Genomic DNA, 20857 nt, shown 5'->3' with positions numbered 1-20857 from the left:
CCTCTCGCTCTTATATAAACGCACCCAGCACATATTGGACAAACGCAATCAATGAAAGCGGTTGTACTAAGATTGCAACCGCAAGTCCAGTTAAAGCTCCATAAAAGTGTGCATCGTGATTAATCCCGTCCTGCCTGTTTTTAGAAGCATAATAAGAATACGCTAAATACAGGATCGCGTATATAGGTCCTGGTATCGGAATCGGTATAAAGAAAAAGAAAATTTTAGAATAGGGATAAAATAAGATAGAAGCAAATACGATCCCTGAAGTCCCACCGGAAGCTCCAAGACTCGCATAATTCGCATCTGTTTTATTTTTCTGAAAAGATACTAGATTCGCAATCAGGATACTCGCTAAATACAGCCCCATAAATCCCAAGGGTCCAAGCACCATATCAACATGCCTTCCGAAAAAATAAAGAGTCAGCATATTAAACAATAGATGAGTAAAATCCGCGTGAACAAATCCGCTGGTGGCTAAGGTATAATAATTCCCTTCTTTAGAATCCCTGAAAGGTCTGAGGATCAGTTTGTCTAAAAGATTCTGATCCACATATAATGTGTAAAAGCTTATGGCTCCCGTGACTAGTATAGTGATAAGTGTAATATCTAATCTCATTTTTCCTCTGTGGGATTCACTTTGATAGTAAGCATTTTATCTCTGAGAAGCGCTGCTCTTTCGAAATCCAATTCCTTGGCTGCTTTTAACATTTCTTCTCTGATCTTCTCTTTCATTTCTTCTTTAGAGGAGAAGTTTTTCTCTCTGAACTTTTTATTGATCTCTTCTGCTGCGTATTCTTCAGGAGCCAATTCTTTCTCTGTTCTTTCGATCATATCGGCAATTTCCTTTTTGATCGTTTGAGGAGAGATCCTATATTTCAGATTATGTTCTTCCTGGATCGTTCTTCTTCTTTTGGTCTCTTCTATGGCTCTCGTCATAGAATCTGTCATCTTATCCGCGTATAATATTGCAGTTCCGTTGATATTCCTAGCAGCCCGACCGATTGTTTGTATTAAGGATTTATAATTTCTTAAAAACCCTTCTTTATCTGCATCTAGAATAGCAACGAGAGAAACTTCCGGGATATCCAAACCTTCTCTCAGAAGATTGATCCCTATTAAAACATCATAAATTCCCTTTCTCAAATCCCGGATAATTTCTATCCTTTCTAATGTTTCTATCTCGGAATGTAGATAAGAGACTTTGAGTCCTAGTTCTTTATAATAATCAGAGAGGTCTTCCGACATCTTCTTGGTCAAAGTGGTAACTAAAACTCTTTCACCCAGATCTATTCTCTTTCGGATCTCTACTAAAAGATCTTCTACTTGATTTTTGGTAGGACGAACTTCTACATTCGGATCTAAAAGTCCTGTTGGACGAATGATCTGTTCCACTCTTGATTTACTCTTCTCTAATTCGTATTCAGCAGGCGTTGCAGATACATAAAGAGTTTTGGGAGTTAAGGATTCAAATTCTGCAAAGTTCAAAGGTCTATTATCAAGAGCAGAAGGTAATCTGAATCCGAAATCAACCAGAGTTTGTTTCCGGGCTTTATCTCCTGCATACATTCCACCAACCTGAGGAATTGTAACGTGAGACTCGTCCACTATAAGTAAAAAATCTCCGCGGAAGTAATCGATGAGACAGGCAGGTCTTTCTCCTTCTTTTCTTCCTGTAAGATGACGAGAATAATTTTCGATCCCGTTACAGTAGCCCATCTCTTGGAGCATTTCCATATCGTAATTTGTTCTGGATACGATACGTTGTGCTTCTAAAAATTTATTCTCTTTGGTGAACTTGATCTCTTGTTCAACCATCTCATCTTTAATTCTTTTAACTGCATCCTTGATCAAAGGAGGAGACATGATGAAGTGTTTTGCGGGATAGATAAAACATTTTTCCTGTTTTGCGATTACTTGAGCGGTGACCGGATGAATTCTTGAAATTGAATCCACCTCATCTCCGAAAAATTCGATCCGAAAAGCATCTGTATGGTATGCGGGATAAACTTCGATAGAATCCCCCCTAACTCTGAAATTCCCGCGGGAGAAATCTGTATCATTACGATTATATTGTATATGAAGAAGTTTGCGAATTACCTGATCTCTATCTATGATATCTCCCTTTTGTAATGCGACTACAGAGTTCACATATTCTTCCGGAGATCCTAAACCATAAATACAAGAAACAGAACTAACGATCACTACATCGTCCCTTTCCAATAAAGAAGAAGTTGCCCTGAGTCTGAGCTTATCTATCTCTTCGTTCATCGACATATCTTTTTCTATAAAAGTATCTGAAGAAGGTACGTAAGCCTCAGGTTGGTAGTAATCATAATAAGAAACGAAGTATTCCACAGCATTCTCCGGGAAAAACTCCTTAAACTCTCGGAACAACTGCGCCGCCAAAGTTTTATTATGTGAGAGAACCAAGGTTGGAAGTCCCATATTCGCTATCACCTGGGCCATGGTGAATGTTTTACCGGAGCCAGTCACACCCACTAGGGTGACCTTATCTTCTCCCTTGTGAAATGCTTGGCCTATCTTTTCTATAGCTTGGACTTGGTCCCCGGCTGCCTTGTAGTTGGAATGAATTTTAAAAATCGAAGACATACTCTTAGCAAGAAAGACCCGAAAATCGAAGAAGTGTAAAACTTAAAAAACTGCGGAATTTACTTCGGAAGGATTTTTTCGGCCATAAATAAGGCCTGTCTTTTATCCTCTAAGATTTCCAGATCCATTTTATCGAATAATTTTTGCATTACCATCATCCCTCTCATTAGAGTGGCTGTGGAAGAAAATTTTCCTCTTTCTATATCTTCTTCGATATTCAATTCTCTCAGGTTGTTCACCAGTCGGATCTTAAAAATTCCACTTTTTTCGATTGTATAGGCAACTTCTACATTTCCGCCGTCACCATATTTGACTGCATTTTCCACTGCTTCGATGGAACCGATAGTTAGGTCCACGATCAGATCCTCGTCGATTCCGTTAGCTCTTAGGAAAGATTCCATTCTGCTTCTAACATACTGCATTGGTTGGAATTCGGTGCGGCCAAGAAGAAGGTATTCTTCGTTTTTGGAAGTTTTTTTGCGTAGAGTTGATTCTACAGAGAGAGTATATTCTCTCGGATCTAATTTACTTTTTGCTGCTTCTCCAGATGTAACAAGTGCATCTAGAGTATTGGGAACCCAATCGGGTGAGAAAGAAGGCTCTTCTCTGAATTTTCGAAGAGTGTCCATACGGATCCACGCATGGAAATCCTGGGAGTTACCTGTTAAACCGTTTGCTAGGAGTTCCCGAATTCGGGCTTCTATCTCTCCTAGGGAAAAGGACATTCCCATATTTTTCCATAGGACTGGTTTTTTCGAGGGGTGTAAATCCGATTTTTTTCGGAAGACAGTTTCCGAGTCACCAACGACGAATTTGGCGCAATGCTTCGTATGCAATTACCGCGACTGCGTTACTCAAATTTAAACATCTGCAATCTTCTTCCATTGGGATTCTAAGGATTCCATTAGGAATTTCAGATTGAAAAATTTCCTGAGGCAATCCTGATGTTTCATTTCCGAACAAAAATACGTCGTTCTCCCCGTACTGAGGAGTTGTATAAGAAACTTTTCCCTTGGTAGAGATTAAATATAATTTGGAATTAATGTCCAAAGTTTTTGAGAAAGCATCCCAACTTGGATGAAGGGTCAATTTTAGTTTATCCCAATAATCTAAACCTGCTCTTCTTGCTGCTTTTTCAGATAACTCGAAGGCAGGTTCTCCTACGATATGCAACTCCGCTCCTAAAGCGACGCATAGTCGGGCGATATTTCCCGTATTGGGAGGTATCTCCGGTCGATACAATGCGATCCGGAGAGCCATTTATCCTTTTTTCTGTCCTTTATTTAAGGATTTCGCAAGAATCGCACCAAAAGATCCAGTAGAAGAAGTTTCTTCAGAAAGATATCCACTATAATCCAATCTTTCCTGAACTTCTTTTGCTTTCACAAGAGAAAGAGAGATCTGTCTTTTGCCTATATTCACTTCTGTTACAAAAGCGGAAACTGAATCCCCCATCTTGAAATGTTGAGCGGCTGGTGTACGATTTTGTAATCCAGTTTCTCTATTAGGAACCAGTCCGGAGAATTGTTCATTCAATTTTACGAATACTCCGAAAGGTTTTACACTTTCTACAGTTCCCGTGACCAAATCACCTTCTTTGAATGGAACATTTTGGGCCCAAGGATCTTTTAGAAAATCTTTAACAGTAAAACTGTGCTTTCCTTCTTCCCAATCTAATTTTAAAACTTTTGCTCTCAGAACTTGTCCAGGATGGAAATCTTTCGCAAGATCTGCTCCCTTTTTAAAAGTTGCCTCGGAAGCAGGAACAAGTGCAGTAAGTCCGTCAGCTTCTACGATCAATCCGAAAGTGTGAACTGATTTGACCTTACAGGTGACAAACATTCCGGGCTTCAATTCTCCTTTTAGAACTGAAATTTTAGCCTCTCTTTCTTTATCTGCGATTTTCTTTTGGGAAACGATGATCTTCCCTTTACTTCCTACTTCTGAAATAAGGAAGCGAACCCTTTTGCCTACTCCGTTGTTTTGTTTTTTCAACTCAGGATCTAATTGTGAGAATGGACAAAAGCCTGTTTGTTCGCCTAACTTAACTTCTACGCCAGCATCATTCTCCCCTACGATATGACCTAAAACTGGGATCTCAGCAGTATGAGCTACTGATACCATATCTTTGGAGATTGTATCCCCATTCAAACAAGTGGTGAAGTATTGGTCCCCGGAAGATTCCTGGAAAAAATATGCCTCGATAGTTTCTCCCTGTTTGGGAGGAGCTTCTGTAAATTCGTCTGCGGCGATAATCCCGGAGAGACCTGCTCCTTGGATCTTTATAAAAACATAATCCGATTTAGAACTAGTGACTAACGCAGAAACTTTTGCTCCAGGCTCTAAGGCCGCTTTTTTCCTGAAACTTTCGTCCAGTAATTTTTGAAACAGTTCTTTTTGATCTTCGTTCATCGTCTCCGCCTCTCTGTTTTCTTTTTTTCAGGAGAAGAGATCTCGGTTTTCACTCTCTCCGTCACAACCGTTCTTAATGTTTTTAGTTTATCCCAATTTTGAAGAGGGTCTTCTCTAAAAATCAAAAGATGAGCCGGTTTTCCTACTCGGATCTTCCCCTCATGAGCCGCTCCCAAATATTGGCAGGTGGTTTCGGTTGCCGCTCTCAATGCTTCTTTGGGTCCCAGAAGTTCAGATAAAATTCTCAGTTCCTTCCAGCCGGAAATCCCAGGAAACTGTAATTGGTGACCCGCACCCGAACCGAGTAAGATCCTTAAGGTCAGATTCTTGCGGGCCCTCAAGAAAGCAAGATAGGATTCGTATTCTTTCTCCGCTTCTTCTCTTTCCGATTCGGAAAGTGCAGGCAAAGTAGATAACACTTCTTTAGACAGTGCTCTTTCTTTAAAAGTAGGACTCCATTGGGTCCATTTTTCCCATTCTTCTGCAAAGGAAGAAGTTCCTATTCCTTTTCTAGTAAAATAGATCCCGAAAAGTGGTGCCCAAATCTGTTTCACCAAATTATGAGCAACGGGACGAATGGAAGAAGTTTCCGGAATAGGATGATACAACACCTTCGTTTCGGAAGACAATGCTTCCCAGTTTGCAAATTCTTCTCCGAAAGTGGAAACTGATAATTCTAAACCATTCTTCTCCGCTTCACTTCTCATTCTATATAAAAGTTTTCCATCTACTTCGAAAGTTTCACCTTCGTTATGCCTTAAGAATAAATGGATCTTTCCTCTTTTGCCAGAAAGAGAAGACATCGCGTCTTCAGGTGATTTTAGGATTTTATAACCGGAAACTTTGGATGCAGAAATTTCTTTGGACTCTGCAAGTAAAACAGGTGGAAGAACAGAGATCCTAGGATACTGAGAATTCTTTTTTCTGATCTCAGAAAGTTCAGAAGCCCAAGGAGGATCTGCAATACTTTGGATATGAGTGAACCCATGTAGCAGAAATTGTTTCAGATCGGATTCTAATTCTGAACGTTCTTTCCAACCTCCTAGAGAATTTGCTCCCAAGGTTACATGAGAATCACAGAATCCCGGCAAAATGAACAGAGGTTCCTTAGACGTGGGAGAAGAAGATATTTTCTCCACCAAACCGTCTTTCACTTGGATCTGAACTGGCCCAGAATATTCCAAAGTTTCCGGTTGGATGAGATAAGCCCCGCTCCAAGACCAGGAATCCGCATGGATGTTCCAAGAAAAAAGAAGGCACCCTAAAAAATAAGGGAAGAATTTCGGCAAAATTCGGACCGAATTAGAACGGACCTTTTTTAAAGCTATTAGAATGAGTCTCTTGACAAACAAATCGAGTTCCGAAAAGTTCAAGGTTAATGGGTCAGGAAATCCGGGATATATCAGACAATATCCGGCTTACGGTGGAGGACGGAAGAATCCTCTCTTTAAAGACCCATCGGATCACCAGATCGGTAGAGGAACATATCCAACAAGCGATCGAGCTTATCTTGGATAAAGTCACTTATCCCACCCTTGTTCCAACGATTTACACTATCGTAAAAGAATTATCGATCAACGCCTGCAAGGCAAATCAAAAAAGGATATTCTTCGAGGAAAAAGGATACGATATAGAAAATCCGATCCAGTACAAAAAAGGAGTCTCCGAATATAAGCAATTATTCTCCGAAAGTATGGCGGAAGAATACGGAAACAAATCCAAAAAGAAGGGATATTTCTGTCTGATCTCATTCGATTATTCCATGGACGGAATTCGGGTAGAAGTCACAAACAATACTCCAGTCACCATAGAAGAAGAAAAATCCCTCCGCGAAAAATTAGAAAAAGGAATGCAGTACGGAGACATTGCTCAATTCTATTTAGATAACGCTGACAATACGGAAGGAGCCGGATTGGGACTTGCACTTATATTAATCATGCTAAAAGGAGAAGGTATCGATCCTTCTTTTTTCAGGATCATCATCCGCAAAGACGTAACCATCGCCAGATTGGAAGTTCCTCTTTCGTCTAATTTTAAATCCGTAAGAGACCAGGATTTTTCCCGCGCTTGATGTTACCAATCTCAGCCTGTATCATCACATTAAACGAAGAAGATAATATCGAAAGATGTCTATCTTCTCTAGATTTCGTAAACGAGATCATAGTTTTAGATTCCGGTTCTAAAGATAGAACCGAAAGTATCGCAAAACAAAAGGGAGCCAAGGTAGTTCTCCGAAAGTTTGATGATTACGTTTCTCAAAAAAACCATGTAATCTCTTTAGCCGTAAATCCTTGGATACTCACTCTGGATGCAGACGAAGAACTTTCTCCAGGCCTAAAAGAAGAGATCAAAAGTTTATTCAAGAATGGAGAACCGGAAGAAGACGGATTTATAATCCCAAGGCTTACAATGTACATGGGGAAATGGATCCGACACGGGGGCTGGTATCCAAATTATAGAGCCAGATTATTCTTAAGCTCCAAAGGCAAATTTGTGGGCGGAAAGGTCCATGAAGCAGTGGAATTATCCGGAAAAAGGAAAAAGTTAAAACATCCTGTATTCCATTATTCTTACGAAAATCTATTCGATCATGTTAGCTTTATCAATCGATACTCTGAACTTGCTGCTACTGAAAAATTCGGAAAAGGAAAACGTAGCGGTTTAATCTTAGCTCTATTAGAAGCGGGATATAAATCCTTTTGGATGTATTTTGTAAGATTAGGATTTTTGGACGGAAGAAGAGGACTGATCCTCGCAATTATGGGCTTCTATTATAATTTTCTAAAATACGCAAAAGTATTCGAAATGACTTTGGCGGAAAAACAAAAGAAGAAATAAGTTTTGCTCCCGAGATAAACCCCGGAAGCATTCGAGAAAGTTTAGATTTAGTCTCTGCGTTCTTTATTATGATTGATACGGTTCATAATATAGAGCATTGAGTATCCGCCCAACAAAACCGCGATCAAATTCACATTTGCAACCTGGTAGATTCCGATCTTTGGTGAGATTAACCAATACACCACTTCTCGGATCAGGTCTTGGAAGATAGAAAGAATGATCAGAGATCCCAGAATAGCGACTAAAAACGCCACCCAGTAACCACCTAAAAGATCCTTTCTTTTATAATAATAAAAATACCAGGCTAATCCACCACTAATAGACAGAACAAACAGTATATCCGTGAATGTCGTCCACCAACCCGAAGAAGAAGCTAAAACTAAAAAGGGTTGAGTGCCGAGTAAAGGGAGAAAATCGTTGAGCGAGGCCAGGATTCCCATCTGCATTACAGGTTTTCCGGGTTTTCGGATAAAGTCGAGAATTTTAGTAAAAAAGAAGCGGAACCCATTGAAAATCTTTCGAGACAGCTCAAAATACTTCGGAATCGTAGGCCAGCCCTTATCTCATACCTTATCACCCTTACTACATAGCTCATGGTATGAAGACCTGAGTCTGGACTGCGGATATTTGGTTTTTCCAGTGGAAACTTTGGAAAAAAAGGAACTTCTTTCTTTGTCCAAGTTCGGAGTCAGAGGTTTATCAGTCACAATTCCTCATAAGGAATCTGCGTTCCTTCTCGCAGACAAAACAGACCAGACTTCCCAAACAGTTAAAGCAAGTAACACTTTAGTTTTTGAGAACGGATCGATTAGCGCGTATAATACGGACGGAATCGGTGCAGTTCGATCTATCCAAGAATCATTTCCTGAAAGTTTAAAAGGAAAAGTTCTATTGATCGGAAGTGGAGGAAGCGCTCGCGGAATTTCTTTCACATTATTGAAAGAAGCTGGTGTGAAAGATCTTACTATCGCAGCAAGAAATTCCAAAACCTCCGAAGAATTAATTGGACTACTCTCTAATATTTCTTCCGCAAAGATCCAATCCTCGGATCTAAACGAAGTTCAAAAGAATTTTTCAGAATATTCTCTGGTCATTCATACAACTCCTCTCGGAATGAAAGGAAAAGATCCAGGACCAGCTATTCCAGAGTCTTGTTTTACAGAAGGACAAGTTGTATTCGATATAGTTTATAACCCATTGGAAACTCCCTTGGTTTTAGGGGCTAAGAAGAAGGGTGCGAATATTGTACCTGGGACAGAAATGCTTCTCTACCAAGCAGTAGAACAATTTAGATTATTCACAGGTGTGAGCTTAAGTCCTGAGCTAATAGAAAAAGGAAGATATCGACTATTAAAAGCCCTCGGATATACCTGAAAAAGTATTAGAAAATTATAAATGTCTAACCCAGATTTTTTAGAATTCGGATCCAAATTAACCAATTTAGAGAAGACCAGGAATTTTAATGTATTTGGGGATTATTCTCTGGATCCATTCCGTAATCTTGTCGATTCACATGGCTGGAGAAATCGAAAAAAAGAAAGACTTAGGATCTCAGTGGTAGGTACAAACGGAAAAGGCTCCGTTTCTCACTTTTTAGCGGGAAGTTTTTCCAATCTAGGATATAAAACAGGTTTATATACTTCTCCCCATTTATTCGATCCAAAAGAAAGGATCCGCCTCAGCCCGAATTTTGACCCGATAACCGAAGAAGATCTAAAAGAGATTTCTAATATACTGTTTACTGATGGCAATTCAGAGGAACTTTCCTTTTTATCTTGGTTTGAATGGTTTACTTTAGGCTCTTTCGTTTTATTCGAAAAAAAGGATATTGCAGTCCAAGTATATGAGGCAGGTCTCGGAGGAAGATTAGATGCCACGAAACTGGCTGACTCTGACGTACTTGTAGTATGCGCTATCGGAGAAGATCATAAGGCTGTTTTAGGAAATACAAAAGATGCAATCCTAAAGGAGAAGTTAGGAATAGTTTCCGAAAGAACTAAGATAGTATTTGCGTTAGAACCGGAACCTTCTCTCTTAAAAATACTGAAAGAATTTTGTTCCGAAAAAAAATTAGAACTATATCTTTATCCTTCCTTACCGGAAGGAAGATCTTATTTAGATCATAACCAAGAATACGTAAAATTTATTGTACATAGATTAGAAGAGATCATTTCAAAAAACAAAATCGGGATCGAAAGAACGGAAAAAGCAATTACAAAACCTCTCCCCAGGCCACCTGGTAGATTAGAAATTATATCCAATTCTCCATTTGTCGTATTTGATCCGGCTCATAATCCAGATGCAATCAGAGTCACTCTTGCTTCTTTGCAATCTGCATTTCCAGGAAAAAGATTCTCTATCTTAGCTGGATTTTTACCGGACAAAGAAGGAGAGTCAATGGCGGAAAAACTTTTGGATTATACAAAAACCCAAAACTCAAATTTGTATTTTTTAGATTCAAAAGAATTCAAACTTCCAGAAGGATATGGGCCCTTCTCGATACTTCCAGAAAAACTTTCAGAAATACTAAAACCTTCAGATAAGGAAGAAGGCATATTAGTACTTGGAAGTTTTAGATTGTATTCTTATATCAAAATCTCATATTAAATTTTGCGTAAGACTCTGTTTCATACTGTCCTTCTATACCTCTTACGAATGTAGGCATTGTTTTCACTGGAGCCACTCCTACTTCTAAGGTTTCAGAATCTAATCCAAGAGCATAAAACGTCGCAGATAATAAAAGCATCGTACCGATCCCGTACAACATGAGTCCACCATGAATGCCTTGGTGTTTTCCGAATCTTCCGGAGATAGATCTGAAATAATCAGACTTGTTCTTAGCATCATTATAGATACTTTCCTGATAAAAATAAGAAAGAGCAAATGTTTGGGTATTAGGAGAGGATTGTTGCAATTCTTGAAGAGCTGCAAAATTTGTAATCTGAACCATAGGCCTTGCATTTTCTAAAGCTTGGTCAGCTCTTAAATTGAAATAATAGTATCCTGCATAAAAGAATAAACTTCCGTAAAGTGAATAGATCGCGAAGTCATCGTAGGTATGATCTAAAAATAAATACTTTTTGTTCCTATAATAAGAAACAGATTCTCCTTCTTTGAATTTAGCCTTGATCTCGGAAACTTCTCCTTTTTTGATCTCAACTCCTTTGAATTGATCTACATGATCAGCTAAAACGAATCTCAATCTGTTCCAACCTACCTTGACAGGAACTTTTACGAGAGGAGTAATTCCTAAATATTCTGAACCTAAATATACTTTGGCGCCTTGAGGATCAGAATCTGCAGAGAGAAAACCTTCTTTTTTATCTTTTTCTAATGTAATATCCAGATCTTTAGCAGACTCTCTTAAGTCCACTTGGCCGATCCATTCAGAATATCCGTTTTTAGTGATGCGGATATCGTGTATCCCAGAAAGAACATCATTTCTTTTTAAAGGAGTTTTACCTATATAATTCCCATCTAAAAATACAAGCGAATCGTATTGGTTCCCAGTTTTGACAGAAAGTGCTTTAGTATGTTTTCCTAAAAGTGTTTTGCGAATTTCTTCAATAACTGGATTTAATTCTTGGTAAGATCGCCTAACACTAGTTTTATGAGAGAATTCTTTTTTAGATCCGTCTTTAGAAGATCTCAGCCGGATATTAATTCGGATTTCTTCTCCCTTCTTCTCAAATTCGCCGTAAGTAGAGTAAAAACAGTCGTATTTTCTGGAGATTGGGATCAGAAAACCCTCATCAGGAGCAGTTTCTGCTTCGTAAGGCTGAACTTTTAAAGTTAGATATCTAGGATCCCTCGAAACGTTTAAAGAAAGTTCTTCTTTCTTTAATTTTTCAAGACCTTTGTAATCCCATTCCCCTTCTCTTAAATTCGGTTTAACTTCAGACGGATTTGGACCAAAAGGATGTTGGATAGATTTAGGGATTAAAGATTCGTCATAGATCTGAACTAAAGATTTTAAACCAGAATATAGAACAGAAGCATATCCTGAAGAATAAAAATCCAAAGAAGTATCTCCGGATAAATTCCTAAGTGGAAAAATACAAAGTTTTCTTTCCTTCTCGAACCGTATCTTCTCAGCAGAAGAATATTCGGGAAGGCGATAATACTCATCTATCGCATAAGTTGGAGTTCCAACGAATAAAGGGGACAAACAGATCAGTAAAATAAAAGCGAATACCTTTCGGAAGAATAACAGTTTCAAGAACGTTTTCCTCCTACAGTCATTACTAAACCTAAAATCCCTAGTGTAGGAAACACTAAAGACCAAGGAGCATTTTGCGCATAATCTTTAGAAAACGCAATTTGTTCTCCAAGACCTGGACCAAATACTTCTCCGCCTGCAGAAATTCCTAAAAATCCGAATATTGCAAGAGTCATCACAACAGCTGGAAGTCCCGTAAATAAAAGTACTCTCAATATTTGAAATGCCTGAGGAAGAAGATGTGCCCGAAAAACATAAGACTTACTCGCTCCAAAACAAGAAGCAGCTAGCGCATATCCGCTTGTACTTACCTCGTCTATTTTAGCTCGAACCGTTTCATAAGCCTGTGCCCAATCTCCAAGCACGATTGCTAAGAATAAAGGGATAGGCCCTGCTCCAAAAACCTGAACTACAAGTAGAGCTAAAAGTAAAGAAGGTAGAGAAACAAACACAGAAGACAAGGGAGAGAATATATTCTTCTTAAAGAATGGGCTGGTATAAGATACCAATCCGATCAAAGAAGCTACTGCTAATGTAAGGACTCTCGCAGGAAATGCAAATAAGAAAGTGGCTAAACTTCCATATGCAAACATGGAGAACACATCTCTTCCCAATCTATCTTTACCGAATGGAAAATCAAAAGAAGGAGGAAGAAAGGATTCCTTTAAGTTCAATTCTGTAGGAGCGGCTTTGAATAATATTCCGAATATAACTAAAACTAGATATAGGGAAATTGTGCCGTAACGAAGCAGGTTTAGAGTTTTCAAGCGGCGCCCGCCTCCCAACCTAAAAGACTGTCTCTTACTCTTTCAGAAACTCTAGTCAGGATATAAAACACTATCCCACTATAAAACAAAAGTGCAGAAAGTAACGCTGAATCCATGGTTCTAATCGCATGATACATGGATTTTCCAATCCCGGGAAAAAAGAAAATCTCCTCGACTACGATTGCTCCTGAAAGTAAAGAGCTTAAGTCTAACAAGATCAAGATTAGAAGCACAGGAGAAACTTTGAGTAGAATATGTCGGAATAATATTCTATTTTCTGAATATCCTCTCGCTTTTAGAACATTTGTATAAGCAGATTTTTTTTCTGTGCCCGCCAATTGATGAGCAAAAATAAAAAGTCTAGCGAATACTCTAGATCCCAATGCAATTCCAGGCAGGATCACATAAGCCGTATTCCCAGGTTCGTACCCACCAGGAGGAAGCCAGCCCAGTATCAGAAAAAAAAATACTAACAGAAAAACAGAAACTACGAATACTGGAGTAGATACGATAAGTTGGCTGATAAATCCGAAAACTTCTCCTACAAAGCCAAAACGAGGAAGAAGAGAAACCAAGGCCAAAAAAACAGAAAAGAATGTGCCTGTTAAAACTGCAAATCCTGCCAAATGTAATGTTGGCCAAAATCTGGAGAGAATATGAGAAAGTACAGGATCTCCAGATTCAGTTTCTCCTAGATCAAAACTGACCAGTCCTTTCCAAAACTGAAAATATTCTTCCGCAAAACCAGTGTTAGTCGATTTAACTAAGGAATCCTGAACTTGGATCCCAGAATCTGCCTCTAAAAATTCCTTATTTAGAGATCTGAGTTGGGAGAAAAATACTGAAATCGCGGAAAGAAAAACCGCAAAGATCAAAAAGCGTTTCGCTTCTTCTAACAAACTCTCACCCTCTCACGCGGAGAAAGCTTTCCGGATCTCTTCGAAATTTTTGGAAAGGATCAGTTTTTCGCGATCCTCTTTTACATTGAGGGTCTTTGCGATCTGAGCCAGAGTTTTGATATGTTCTTGGAATTTGGATTTAGGAACGATTAGAAGAATAAAAATATGAACGGGAAGATGGTCGATAGCATCAAAATCGATTCCCTTTCGAGAAAGACCCATCACACATTTAAGTTCATCCACCAGATTGACCGAACAATGCGGGATTGCTACCCCACTGCCGATACCAGTAGACATGGATTTTTCTCTCGCCATAAGAGATTCGTACACAAGATCCCTATCGTCTCTATCGATTAGCGTAGAGTCGACGGCCTTTTGGAGAAGTTGATTAATCACTTCTTCCTTAGAAGAACCTTCTATTTCAAAAATTACAGTCTCTGGCTTAAGTAAAGCAAGGAGCTGGTTCATGCCTCTGTCCTATCTCCTAGGAAAATACGAATCAGGATGGATTCAATGAAAAAAAACGATGAGACCCACAGGAATGTAGGAACAAATACCGGGGGAAGGAAAAAAATTGCCAACCCAAGAGGCGCCAAACTCAAAAAAGAAAGAGGCAAAAGTGAGCCTGTATTTCTTCCCGGTAAATTTAGAAGTACTATGAAGGAGAAAGTTCCTAGCCACACCGGACCAGAAACTGTTTCCCAACCTGGAATTTTAGCGATATGGATCCAAACGGAGAGAAGGATAGAAAATCCTAAAGGTAATAAAAGAGCCAAACTACTTCTTAATAGTAAAGGTACTGCTAAAATTACTCCGAATCCACCACATGCTTCCAAAGAAGAGTATCTAGATCCGGGCAAGTTACCTTCTGTGAAAAAACCCGGAGTATATATATCAGGATAAGAAGATCCTCTAAACACAGAAGAAGGTTCTGAAGCCCAGCTATCTATCCCAGGCAAAAAATAGAATATTAGAAAAAGTAAAAATTGCAACAGAGCCAAAGGAAATCGGATCTTAAATCTCTGCTCTAAAACCCACCAAAGCCCTAGTCCAATTCCTAAAGCAAGAATAGCATGTAATGCATATCTTGAATCTCTTGGAAGAAGAAGAGCAAAACTCAATGCATGATTCACCCAATATAATGGGTAGGACTTCCCACCGGTAAGAAGAAAGTAAGCGGCCGCTCCAAATAAAATCCCAAAACCTGCAGGAATAATTGGATAATACGATCCACCTGAGCCTAAAATCAAAAGGCCAATTGCTAAAATCGCAAAAAGGATATCAGGAAGAAGAAGGTCCTTTCTTCTGAAAAAACCGTTTTGGGTAGAGAGAACATAACTAAAAGCCATGATTCGCCTCTTTCCAAGTTCTGATCTGATTCCTTAAAGAAATGGTTGAAGGACAAAGAAATGTACAGATACCACATTCCATACAAAGTGAAGAATTAAAATTGCCAAAGCTGGAAACCAAAGCCATTGGATTTGCTTGGGTAGGACAATTATAAGAACATTCCCCACATTCTACACAAGGGAATTCTCTTCTCTGAGGATCATGTTTGGTCAAAAAGACTAATGAATAATTCTGCCTGATATCCCAATAGAATCCCTTTTTGATATCTCGAACCGGATTTTTTTCATAAAAGGAATTTAGAGTAAAGTTGGAATACTTAGGACCGTATTCTTCGAATAAAAACTTTAAACTTTGTCCGTTACGGATACGAACAGTTGAATCCGCCTTTCTAAGCCCGCCATTCTTCCCTAAAAAATAAAGAGCAATCTCTCTTTCTATAAAAGGAAAATCAGCAAATAAAGCTCTATAAAGATTATATAATGTTTCAGGACCTAAGTATAATATTTCTTTAATTTTAGAAAAAGGCAATTTTTCTGTTTGAGAAACGAAATATTCAGGAATTCCCCAAGGATAAGCATAATTTTTAACAGGAGATTTCAGACCGAAAATATAATCTTTGATCTGAGCTTCTGGAAAAAGAGATTTTAAAACTTCTAAAAAGCGAATATGGCATTCTGAGTTCTTTCTTAACTCAGGAAGATAATCCACATCTTGCGTTCTTGTAAATGGAGCTAAGATGATAAGAGATGTTTTCTGTCTGGATTTAAAATAAGATAAAAGAGAATGTTCCGGAAAATCCAGACTAACCAAACCAAGTCTATCCATTGGTTCGAGTACTTCTTCTTTTTTGAGGGTTTTAGGTATCCAAGGTTTAGAACCAATGAAGTTGCCGTCTTGGACTATTCGGATTTTAGATCCTTCTTCGCTATGTTCTAATGAGGCGATCCCGTTTACAGGAGAGAGAACTGAACCAGAGGATTGTTTGTAAAGAGGATCTCCTACACTTACCCGGACTGGAAAATCCTTAAGTAATAAGGCGTCTTTATCCGGGAAGAGGGTGTAGGGTTCATCCAGGACCGTTTTGCGATTTCCCGTTTCTTTTACGGTCCTGGGTTGGAGGAGGAACGGTTTGGAGAACAATGCCCTTTTAGTTAGGCGACTTCACCATATAGATTTCGTCTTTAATGGGAAGTTCTTTCTTCAAATTTTTGATATAAGGAAGGATTTCTCCCATCGGCTCGTAGAATTCGCAATCAGTCTGCATACGGCGAGCCACTGTGAAGTATTTGTATAACTTCTCTTCGCCGGAACGTTTGGACCATTTTTTCTTGGTACATTTGACCCGGAGGATGTATTTGTCCGCCTCGGATTCATACTGTCTGACGGTTACACAATGCAGGCAGTTGGCGCAATAGACTTTCTCACTCATCGGTTATCCTGTTTCCTGGGGTATTTGACAGATTTAGGCGAGGGGACAGGGAGTCAACCCGTTTCTCGCCTTTTGTGTGGCGGAAGCTGTGTCAGGCTTCCTGAGGGATCTCTTCCTGAGTCGCGTTCCTTGCTTCTTTGTATTTCCAGGTAAATTCTTGGAAAGATTTAAAAGCTACGAAGAAGAAACCGATCCCATAGATCAATAGGAAGCCCACGATATAAGGACGTCCCACTAAGAAAGATAGCACAACGGAGAATACACAATAACAACCCAATAGGAACTCAAGAACTACATGGAAGTCCAAAGGAACGGTATATTTCAGCCTTTCTTTCAGAGAGTCAGAGTTGCTTTCGATTCTCAATTTAGGAGTTCTTTTGAAGGAAGATTGGATCCCTAAAACAGCCTCGAGCCAAGCTCTGGTGTTTACGATCGCGATCCCAGTTCCAATCATGATCAGAATAGGAAGATAAACTAATCTCTTTTTCCAATCTTTGTATAATGTCTTCTGTGAATATGCGTAGAAGAATAAAGGTCCAACTGATCCGATAGAAAGGACCGCTGCAGTTCCTGATAATACTTCTAACGGAAGATCGTAGAAACTGAAACCTGACCAGTATTCCATCAATAATAATGGAGCGCTGAATAGAATGTTCACAATCATGAGTGGGTGAACAGAATAATTGATCAAGTGAGTCACAGCCTCAGCCTTGGTTTTCCAAGGTAGGTCTGCTTTCCAGATACGAGGAAGAAGTTTCACTGCAGTCTGGATAGAACCTTTACACCAACGGAACTGTTGGGATTTGTATGCAGACATCATCGCAGGAATTTCTGCAGGGCATACCACATCTTTAAAATAACGGAACTTCCAACCTCTTAATTCTGCACGGTAAGAAAGATCGAAGTCTTCAGTAAGAGTATCATGCTCCCAACCGCCAGCATCCTCGATAGTTTTCTTTCTCCAAGTACCTGCAGTACCGTTGAAGTTCATCCAAAGTTTGGAACCGTTTCTTGCGACTTGCTCGATCATGAAGTGACCGTCGATCCCGAAACTTTGCGCTTTGGTTAGAATATTATAATCTGCGTTGATATGACCCCAACGTGCCTGCACCATTCCGATCTGAGGATCATCAAAGTAAGCCATGGTTTTAAGAAGGAAATCAGGATCCGGCATGAAGTCCGCATCAAAAATAGCGATATAATCACCTTTAGAAACTCTCATCCCTTCGTCCAAAGCGCCTGCTTTATGACCGACACGATTGGTTCTGTGAAGGTGATGGATATCGAAACCTTGTGCCTTGTATTTTGCCACTAAGGAAGCAGCTTTTTGGATGGTCTCATCAGTAGAATCATCCAGAACTTGGATCTCTAATTTATCTTTAGGATATTTTAATGCGATTGTGGAGTCGATCAAACGATCTACTACGTAAAACTCGTTAAAAATAGGAAGTTGGACAGTGACTATTGGAAGACTTGGATCGTCCAGAGAAAGGTTTCTGCTCGGGTCTGTATCACAATTGGCGTTGTACTTTTTGTACAGATACACCATGATATATGTATGAATTCCAAAGAAAAATAATCCTAGAATATCGAGGGCGTAAATTCCCAAAAACAGAACGGTGACTACAGTGAGCATTTGGGACAAAAATTTTGGAAATACCTAAAAAGTCAATGTATTTTGCAGCGCAACATTCAAACGCATATTTTTCTCCCTGGAATTAAATTGGGTCCCATTCCGGAAAAAACGGGTGAAAACCCTAAGGTCCGAACTTTGAAATCCGATATTCTAAAACGGATGGACCTTTAACCTCCCTGGTTAAAGCCAATCCACTGCGAATTTTCACTTTCTTGTAGAGGGGATGGGACGAACCGTCCTCTATTTTTTTGAAAACGCTTGTCTCCATGACATAATCTACCTAATTTGCTCCCATGCGTTCGGCCATCTTAGGTTTAATTGCGGCATTTGCTTCGGTATTATTAGCAATCTTATTGGAAGAAGCGCATTTTCTCTCCTTTCTAAAACTATCCGCACTTGTATTGATCCTGGGGGGAACTGCGGGCGCTACATTCGCAAGTTATACTCCAGAAGAATTCGCAAATCTGATCATTCACTTAAGAGAGTCACTTTTTCCTAAAAGAGAATTTTCCCTCTCAGATGTATTCTTGGATTTCGCGGAGAAGGCCAGAAAGAACGGACTATTATCGTTGGAAGACCAACTTGCTGCTGTGCCTGATGCATTCCTAAGAAAAGGGATCCAACTCATTGTAGATGGAACAGATCCAAGAGCGGTCGAAGAAATTTTATTCGAAGCAGCAGAAGGTCTGGAGAATAAAGAAACTCGCTCCGCAAAAATTTTAGAAACCGCAGGAGGATTTTCTCCTACGATCGGGATCATCGGAACTGTGATGGGACTCGTAAGCGTATTAGAAAACTTAGGAGCTGGAACAAGAGCTCTGGGAGAAGGGATCGCTACTGCATTTATCGCAACTTTCTACGGGATTGCGTTTGCCAACTTAGCGTATTTTCCATTAGCGAATAGACTTAGGACTTGGGCATTTTCCAGAGACAGAAGAAGACAGGCAATCATCCGAGGAATCATTTCTCTACAAACTGGAGATAACAGAAGGATCCTTGTAGAGAGAATGGCGCCATTTTTGTAGGAGATCCTACATTTTAGGGCGAGGTTTCGCCCTATATCGAATTAATTCCGTCGTTCTTCTTGCGATTCTCTTCTTTCCACATTCTATTTTCTCGCAGCTCATCTATTAAATAAGGCTCTTTGTATTTCCGAAGAGAACCGAATTGAAACTTCCAAAACAAACGCAATCTCCTGGAGTCGAATATTTCCCCTCTTGTTAATAAGTTCAAAGAATCATAATATTCCTTGAGCTTTGGATCTTGGATCTTATTCTCTCCGGATTCTACAGATTCAAAATATCCTGAAGGTATATGTCTGATCTTATGACCCACCCTGCCCTTTCCTTGTATTCTAGAAAGTAGCGGATCTCCTAAGGCAACTATATCGATAATATACTGATCCGGCAGAAAAAAACCAATCACACCTGTATTATATTTAATAAAGACTTTTTGGTCGGTCGGGGGGAAGAAAGGTTTTTTATTCGAAATATTAGAAAGAAGAGAATCCTTTTTACTATACCAAGCGAGCCCAGTGCCGGGATAATACCAAAGTTTCTCGTCTGCAATTTCCCCTTTTCCCAAAATCCAAGGATTTTGTTTCGCCTGTTGTTTGATAGAGTGGATAGGAGTAGACGGTAGAATAATATTATAAAGAATTAATGCAGATCCCAAGATATAGATCTCTTTTTTCTCTACATTTTCCAGACGGGCCAACGCGATACCGAAAAGAAAAATCACATACGTAAAAAATCTTCCTGCCATAAAGTCTCCACCAACAAAGAGAATATACATCATGTATGGTAAAGAAAAGGCCAAAGATATTAAAATAGAACTCGAATCCTTTCGTAAAACCGCACGGAGAATCACAACGATCGGAAGAAATGCGAATACGATAGAGTCCCACTTCAATTCAAAAATGTAATACTGCAAACCCTGCGAAAGTATCTGGATAAAGGAATCTTCTACATTTGTTTTGGAATAATATGTATTTGGCAGAAGAGATCCGTAATACAGAGCAGAAAATAGAAACCAAAGAACTGAAGGTAAACCACAAAGAGCAATTTTAGAACTTAAAGAAATATTAATTTTACCTTTCTTCCAATCCTGTGCAAAAGTGATCAAAAGTGGAATGATAAAGATCAGGATAAAATCGATCCTGGAAACCAGACCAAGACCGGCAAGAAGGACCAGGCCCGGTAATTTGGAATCGGTCCCTTCTTCTTTTTTAAAATATAAAAAGAAGAAGATTGCTTCGATTAGATAATTCAGAGAATTTTCCAAACCTGAATAGGAATAATCTACAAAAGATCTGGAAGATAAAAGAAATCCAAATCCCAGCCAAAATGAAACTTTAGAAACAGAGATCTTCTTTAAAAAATAAAATGCAGAAAGTCCCCAAACAAATGAACTGAAAAAAGACCAGAACACTATATTCTGATATAGATAATAAAAAGGAGAGAGTACAAGGACCAAAAGTGGATTTGTAAATGCCTGCACACGTTCTGCGATATTCCAACGCAAACCAAAACCATTTACGAAATGATCTAAAACTCTAAAGCTAATAAATGAATCGTCGCTTAGCCAAGCGTTTTGGTAAGAGAAATAAGAGAAGATAAAAAGAACTAAGGTTAGTTCGAAATAGTTCGATCGAACAACCTTCTTCCAATCAAAACGATCCATCTTATTAAGAAG

General features: G+C 39.2%; 21 protein-coding genes. 5 read left to right on the top strand and 16 right to left on the bottom strand.

Going from position 1 to position 20857, the window contains the following annotated elements; genetic code table 11:
- Positions 1-10: 10 nt before the first annotated feature.
- The 6 genes from CH362_RS04870 to CH362_RS04845 form a co-directional block, all read right to left on the bottom strand.
- Positions 11-619 carry a rhomboid family intramembrane serine protease gene (locus CH362_RS04870; protein ID WP_100709180.1) on the bottom strand — a complete coding sequence of 203 codons (609 nt, stop codon included), beginning with the start codon at positions 617-619 and terminating at the stop codon, positions 11-13.
- Positions 616-2613, bottom strand: coding sequence for an excinuclease ABC subunit UvrB (gene uvrB / locus CH362_RS04865; RefSeq protein ID WP_100709179.1), 1998 nt, complete (start codon positions 2611-2613; stop codon positions 616-618). The genes CH362_RS04870 and uvrB overlap by 4 nt, the downstream gene beginning before the upstream one ends.
- 59 nt (positions 2614-2672) lie before the next feature.
- Positions 2673-3338 (bottom strand): ATP-binding protein, encoded by a 666-nt coding sequence (locus CH362_RS04860; RefSeq protein WP_100709279.1) that lies wholly within the window; start codon positions 3336-3338, stop codon positions 2673-2675.
- 73 nt (positions 3339-3411) lie between these two features.
- On the bottom strand, positions 3412-3873 hold the full coding sequence (locus CH362_RS04855) for a tRNA (cytidine(34)-2'-O)-methyltransferase (RefSeq protein WP_100709178.1): 462 nt from the start codon (positions 3871-3873) through the stop codon (positions 3412-3414).
- Positions 3874-5025, bottom strand: coding sequence for a S1 RNA-binding domain-containing protein (locus CH362_RS04850; RefSeq protein ID WP_100709177.1), 1152 nt, complete (start codon positions 5023-5025; stop codon positions 3874-3876).
- On the bottom strand, positions 5022-6377 hold the full coding sequence (locus CH362_RS04845; RefSeq protein WP_100709176.1) for an amidohydrolase family protein: 1356 nt from the start codon (positions 6375-6377) through the stop codon (positions 5022-5024). The genes CH362_RS04850 and CH362_RS04845 overlap by 4 nt, the downstream gene beginning before the upstream one ends.
- Positions 6378-6403: 26 nt before the next feature.
- Here CH362_RS04845 and CH362_RS04840 point away from each other — a divergent pair, with 26 nt between their 5' ends.
- Together CH362_RS04840 and CH362_RS04835 are read left to right on the top strand one after the other, a co-directional pair.
- Positions 6404-7096, top strand: coding sequence for an ATP-binding protein (locus CH362_RS04840; protein WP_100709175.1), 693 nt, complete (start codon positions 6404-6406; stop codon positions 7094-7096).
- Entirely contained in the window at positions 7093-7863 is a 771-nt protein-coding gene (locus CH362_RS04835) for a glycosyltransferase family 2 protein (RefSeq protein ID WP_165780226.1), read from the top strand. The genes CH362_RS04840 and CH362_RS04835 overlap by 4 nt, the downstream gene beginning before the upstream one ends.
- A 47-nt stretch (positions 7864-7910) precedes the next feature.
- On the opposite strand, the gene CH362_RS04830 is transcribed toward CH362_RS04835, so the two are convergent.
- Entirely contained in the window at positions 7911-8303 is a 393-nt protein-coding gene (locus CH362_RS04830) for a hypothetical protein (protein ID WP_036090145.1), read from the bottom strand.
- Positions 8304-8370: 67 nt separating this feature from the next.
- Between CH362_RS04830 and aroE the strand changes: the two genes are divergently transcribed.
- Positions 8371-9237 carry a shikimate dehydrogenase gene (aroE, locus tag CH362_RS04825; RefSeq protein WP_100709173.1) on the top strand — a complete coding sequence of 289 codons (867 nt, stop codon included), beginning with the start codon at positions 8371-8373 and terminating at the stop codon, positions 9235-9237.
- A gap of 21 nt (positions 9238-9258) precedes the next feature.
- Positions 9259-10470 (top strand): glutamate ligase domain-containing protein, encoded by a 1212-nt coding sequence (locus CH362_RS04820; protein WP_100709172.1) that lies wholly within the window; start codon positions 9259-9261, stop codon positions 10468-10470.
- Here the strand turns inward: CH362_RS04820 and CH362_RS04815 are convergent.
- The 8 genes from CH362_RS04815 to CH362_RS04780 form a co-directional block, all read right to left on the bottom strand.
- Positions 10454-12082 carry a PEGA domain-containing protein gene (locus CH362_RS04815; protein ID WP_100709171.1) on the bottom strand — a complete coding sequence of 543 codons (1629 nt, stop codon included), beginning with the start codon at positions 12080-12082 and terminating at the stop codon, positions 10454-10456. The genes CH362_RS04820 and CH362_RS04815 overlap by 17 nt on opposite strands.
- Positions 12079-12849, bottom strand: a complete 771-nt coding sequence (locus CH362_RS04810) for an ABC transporter permease (RefSeq protein ID WP_100709170.1) — start codon at positions 12847-12849, stop codon at positions 12079-12081. The genes CH362_RS04815 and CH362_RS04810 overlap by 4 nt, the downstream gene beginning before the upstream one ends.
- The gene (locus tag CH362_RS04805; RefSeq protein WP_100709169.1) at positions 12846-13748 is read right to left on the bottom strand and encodes an ABC transporter permease subunit; all 903 of its coding nucleotides are present in this window, start codon (positions 13746-13748) and stop codon (positions 12846-12848) included. The genes CH362_RS04810 and CH362_RS04805 overlap by 4 nt, the downstream gene beginning before the upstream one ends.
- Positions 13749-13760: 12 nt before the next feature.
- On the bottom strand, positions 13761-14216 hold the full coding sequence (locus tag CH362_RS04800) for a PTS sugar transporter subunit IIA (protein ID WP_100709168.1): 456 nt from the start codon (positions 14214-14216) through the stop codon (positions 13761-13763).
- Positions 14213-15097, bottom strand: coding sequence for a hypothetical protein (locus CH362_RS04795; protein WP_100709167.1), 885 nt, complete (start codon positions 15095-15097; stop codon positions 14213-14215). Before CH362_RS04795 ends, CH362_RS04800 begins: the two co-directional genes overlap by 4 nt.
- Positions 15087-16238 carry a 4Fe-4S dicluster domain-containing protein gene (locus CH362_RS04790; protein ID WP_100709166.1) on the bottom strand — a complete coding sequence of 384 codons (1152 nt, stop codon included), beginning with the start codon at positions 16236-16238 and terminating at the stop codon, positions 15087-15089. The genes CH362_RS04795 and CH362_RS04790 overlap by 11 nt, the downstream gene beginning before the upstream one ends.
- Before the next feature lie 7 nt (positions 16239-16245).
- On the bottom strand, positions 16246-16527 hold the full coding sequence (locus CH362_RS04785; RefSeq protein ID WP_010414765.1) for a hypothetical protein: 282 nt from the start codon (positions 16525-16527) through the stop codon (positions 16246-16248).
- Positions 16528-16618: 91 nt separating this feature from the next.
- Entirely contained in the window at positions 16619-18163 is a 1545-nt protein-coding gene (locus CH362_RS04780; RefSeq protein ID WP_100709165.1) for a cellulose synthase family protein, read from the bottom strand.
- A 293-nt stretch (positions 18164-18456) separates the two neighbouring features.
- Between CH362_RS04780 and CH362_RS04775 the strand changes: the two genes are divergently transcribed.
- Positions 18457-19188, top strand: a complete 732-nt coding sequence (locus CH362_RS04775) for a motility protein A (protein ID WP_100709164.1) — start codon at positions 18457-18459, stop codon at positions 19186-19188.
- A 31-nt stretch (positions 19189-19219) separates the two neighbouring features.
- Here CH362_RS04775 and CH362_RS04770 read toward each other — a convergent pair whose 3' ends face one another.
- The gene (locus tag CH362_RS04770) at positions 19220-20845 is read right to left on the bottom strand and encodes a hypothetical protein (RefSeq protein ID WP_100709163.1); all 1626 of its coding nucleotides are present in this window, start codon (positions 20843-20845) and stop codon (positions 19220-19222) included.
- Positions 20846-20857: the final 12 nt, after the last annotated feature.

This window comes from Leptospira saintgironsiae, from assembly GCF_002811765.1.
GTDB lineage: Bacteria > Spirochaetota > Leptospiria > Leptospirales > Leptospiraceae > Leptospira_B > Leptospira_B saintgironsiae.
Note: the sequence above shows the minus strand (reverse complement) of the source record. Positions and strands in the feature narration are given on the sequence as shown.

Coding starts and splice junctions, on each gene's coding strand:
- CH362_RS04840 (WP_100709175.1), top strand. CDS start 6,404: ATGGGTCAGGAAATCCGGGATATATCAGACAATATCCGGCTTACGGTG.
- CH362_RS04785 (WP_010414765.1), bottom strand. CDS start 16,527: ATGAGTGAGAAAGTCTATTGCGCCAACTGCCTGCATTGTGTAACCGTC.
- CH362_RS04870 (WP_100709180.1), bottom strand. CDS start 619: ATGAGATTAGATATTACACTTATCACTATACTAGTCACGGGAGCCATA.
- CH362_RS04830 (WP_036090145.1), bottom strand. CDS start 8,303: ATGGGAATCCTGGCCTCGCTCAACGATTTTCTCCCTTTACTCGGCACT.
- CH362_RS04850 (WP_100709177.1), bottom strand. CDS start 5,025: ATGAACGAAGATCAAAAAGAACTGTTTCAAAAATTACTGGACGAAAGT.
- CH362_RS04820 (WP_100709172.1), top strand. CDS start 9,259: ATGTCTAACCCAGATTTTTTAGAATTCGGATCCAAATTAACCAATTTA.
- CH362_RS04780 (WP_100709165.1), bottom strand. CDS start 18,163: ATGCTCACTGTAGTCACCGTTCTGTTTTTGGGAATTTACGCCCTCGAT.
- uvrB (WP_100709179.1), bottom strand. CDS start 2,613: ATGTCTTCGATTTTTAAAATTCATTCCAACTACAAGGCAGCCGGGGAC.
- CH362_RS04800 (WP_100709168.1), bottom strand. CDS start 14,216: ATGAACCAGCTCCTTGCTTTACTTAAGCCAGAGACTGTAATTTTTGAA.
- CH362_RS04770 (WP_100709163.1), bottom strand. CDS start 20,845: ATGGATCGTTTTGATTGGAAGAAGGTTGTTCGATCGAACTATTTCGAA.
- CH362_RS04860 (WP_100709279.1), bottom strand. CDS start 3,338: ATGTCCTTTTCCCTAGGAGAGATAGAAGCCCGAATTCGGGAACTCCTA.
- CH362_RS04775 (WP_100709164.1), top strand. CDS start 18,457: ATGCGTTCGGCCATCTTAGGTTTAATTGCGGCATTTGCTTCGGTATTA.
- CH362_RS04855 (WP_100709178.1), bottom strand. CDS start 3,873: ATGGCTCTCCGGATCGCATTGTATCGACCGGAGATACCTCCCAATACG.
- CH362_RS04795 (WP_100709167.1), bottom strand. CDS start 15,097: ATGGCTTTTAGTTATGTTCTCTCTACCCAAAACGGTTTTTTCAGAAGA.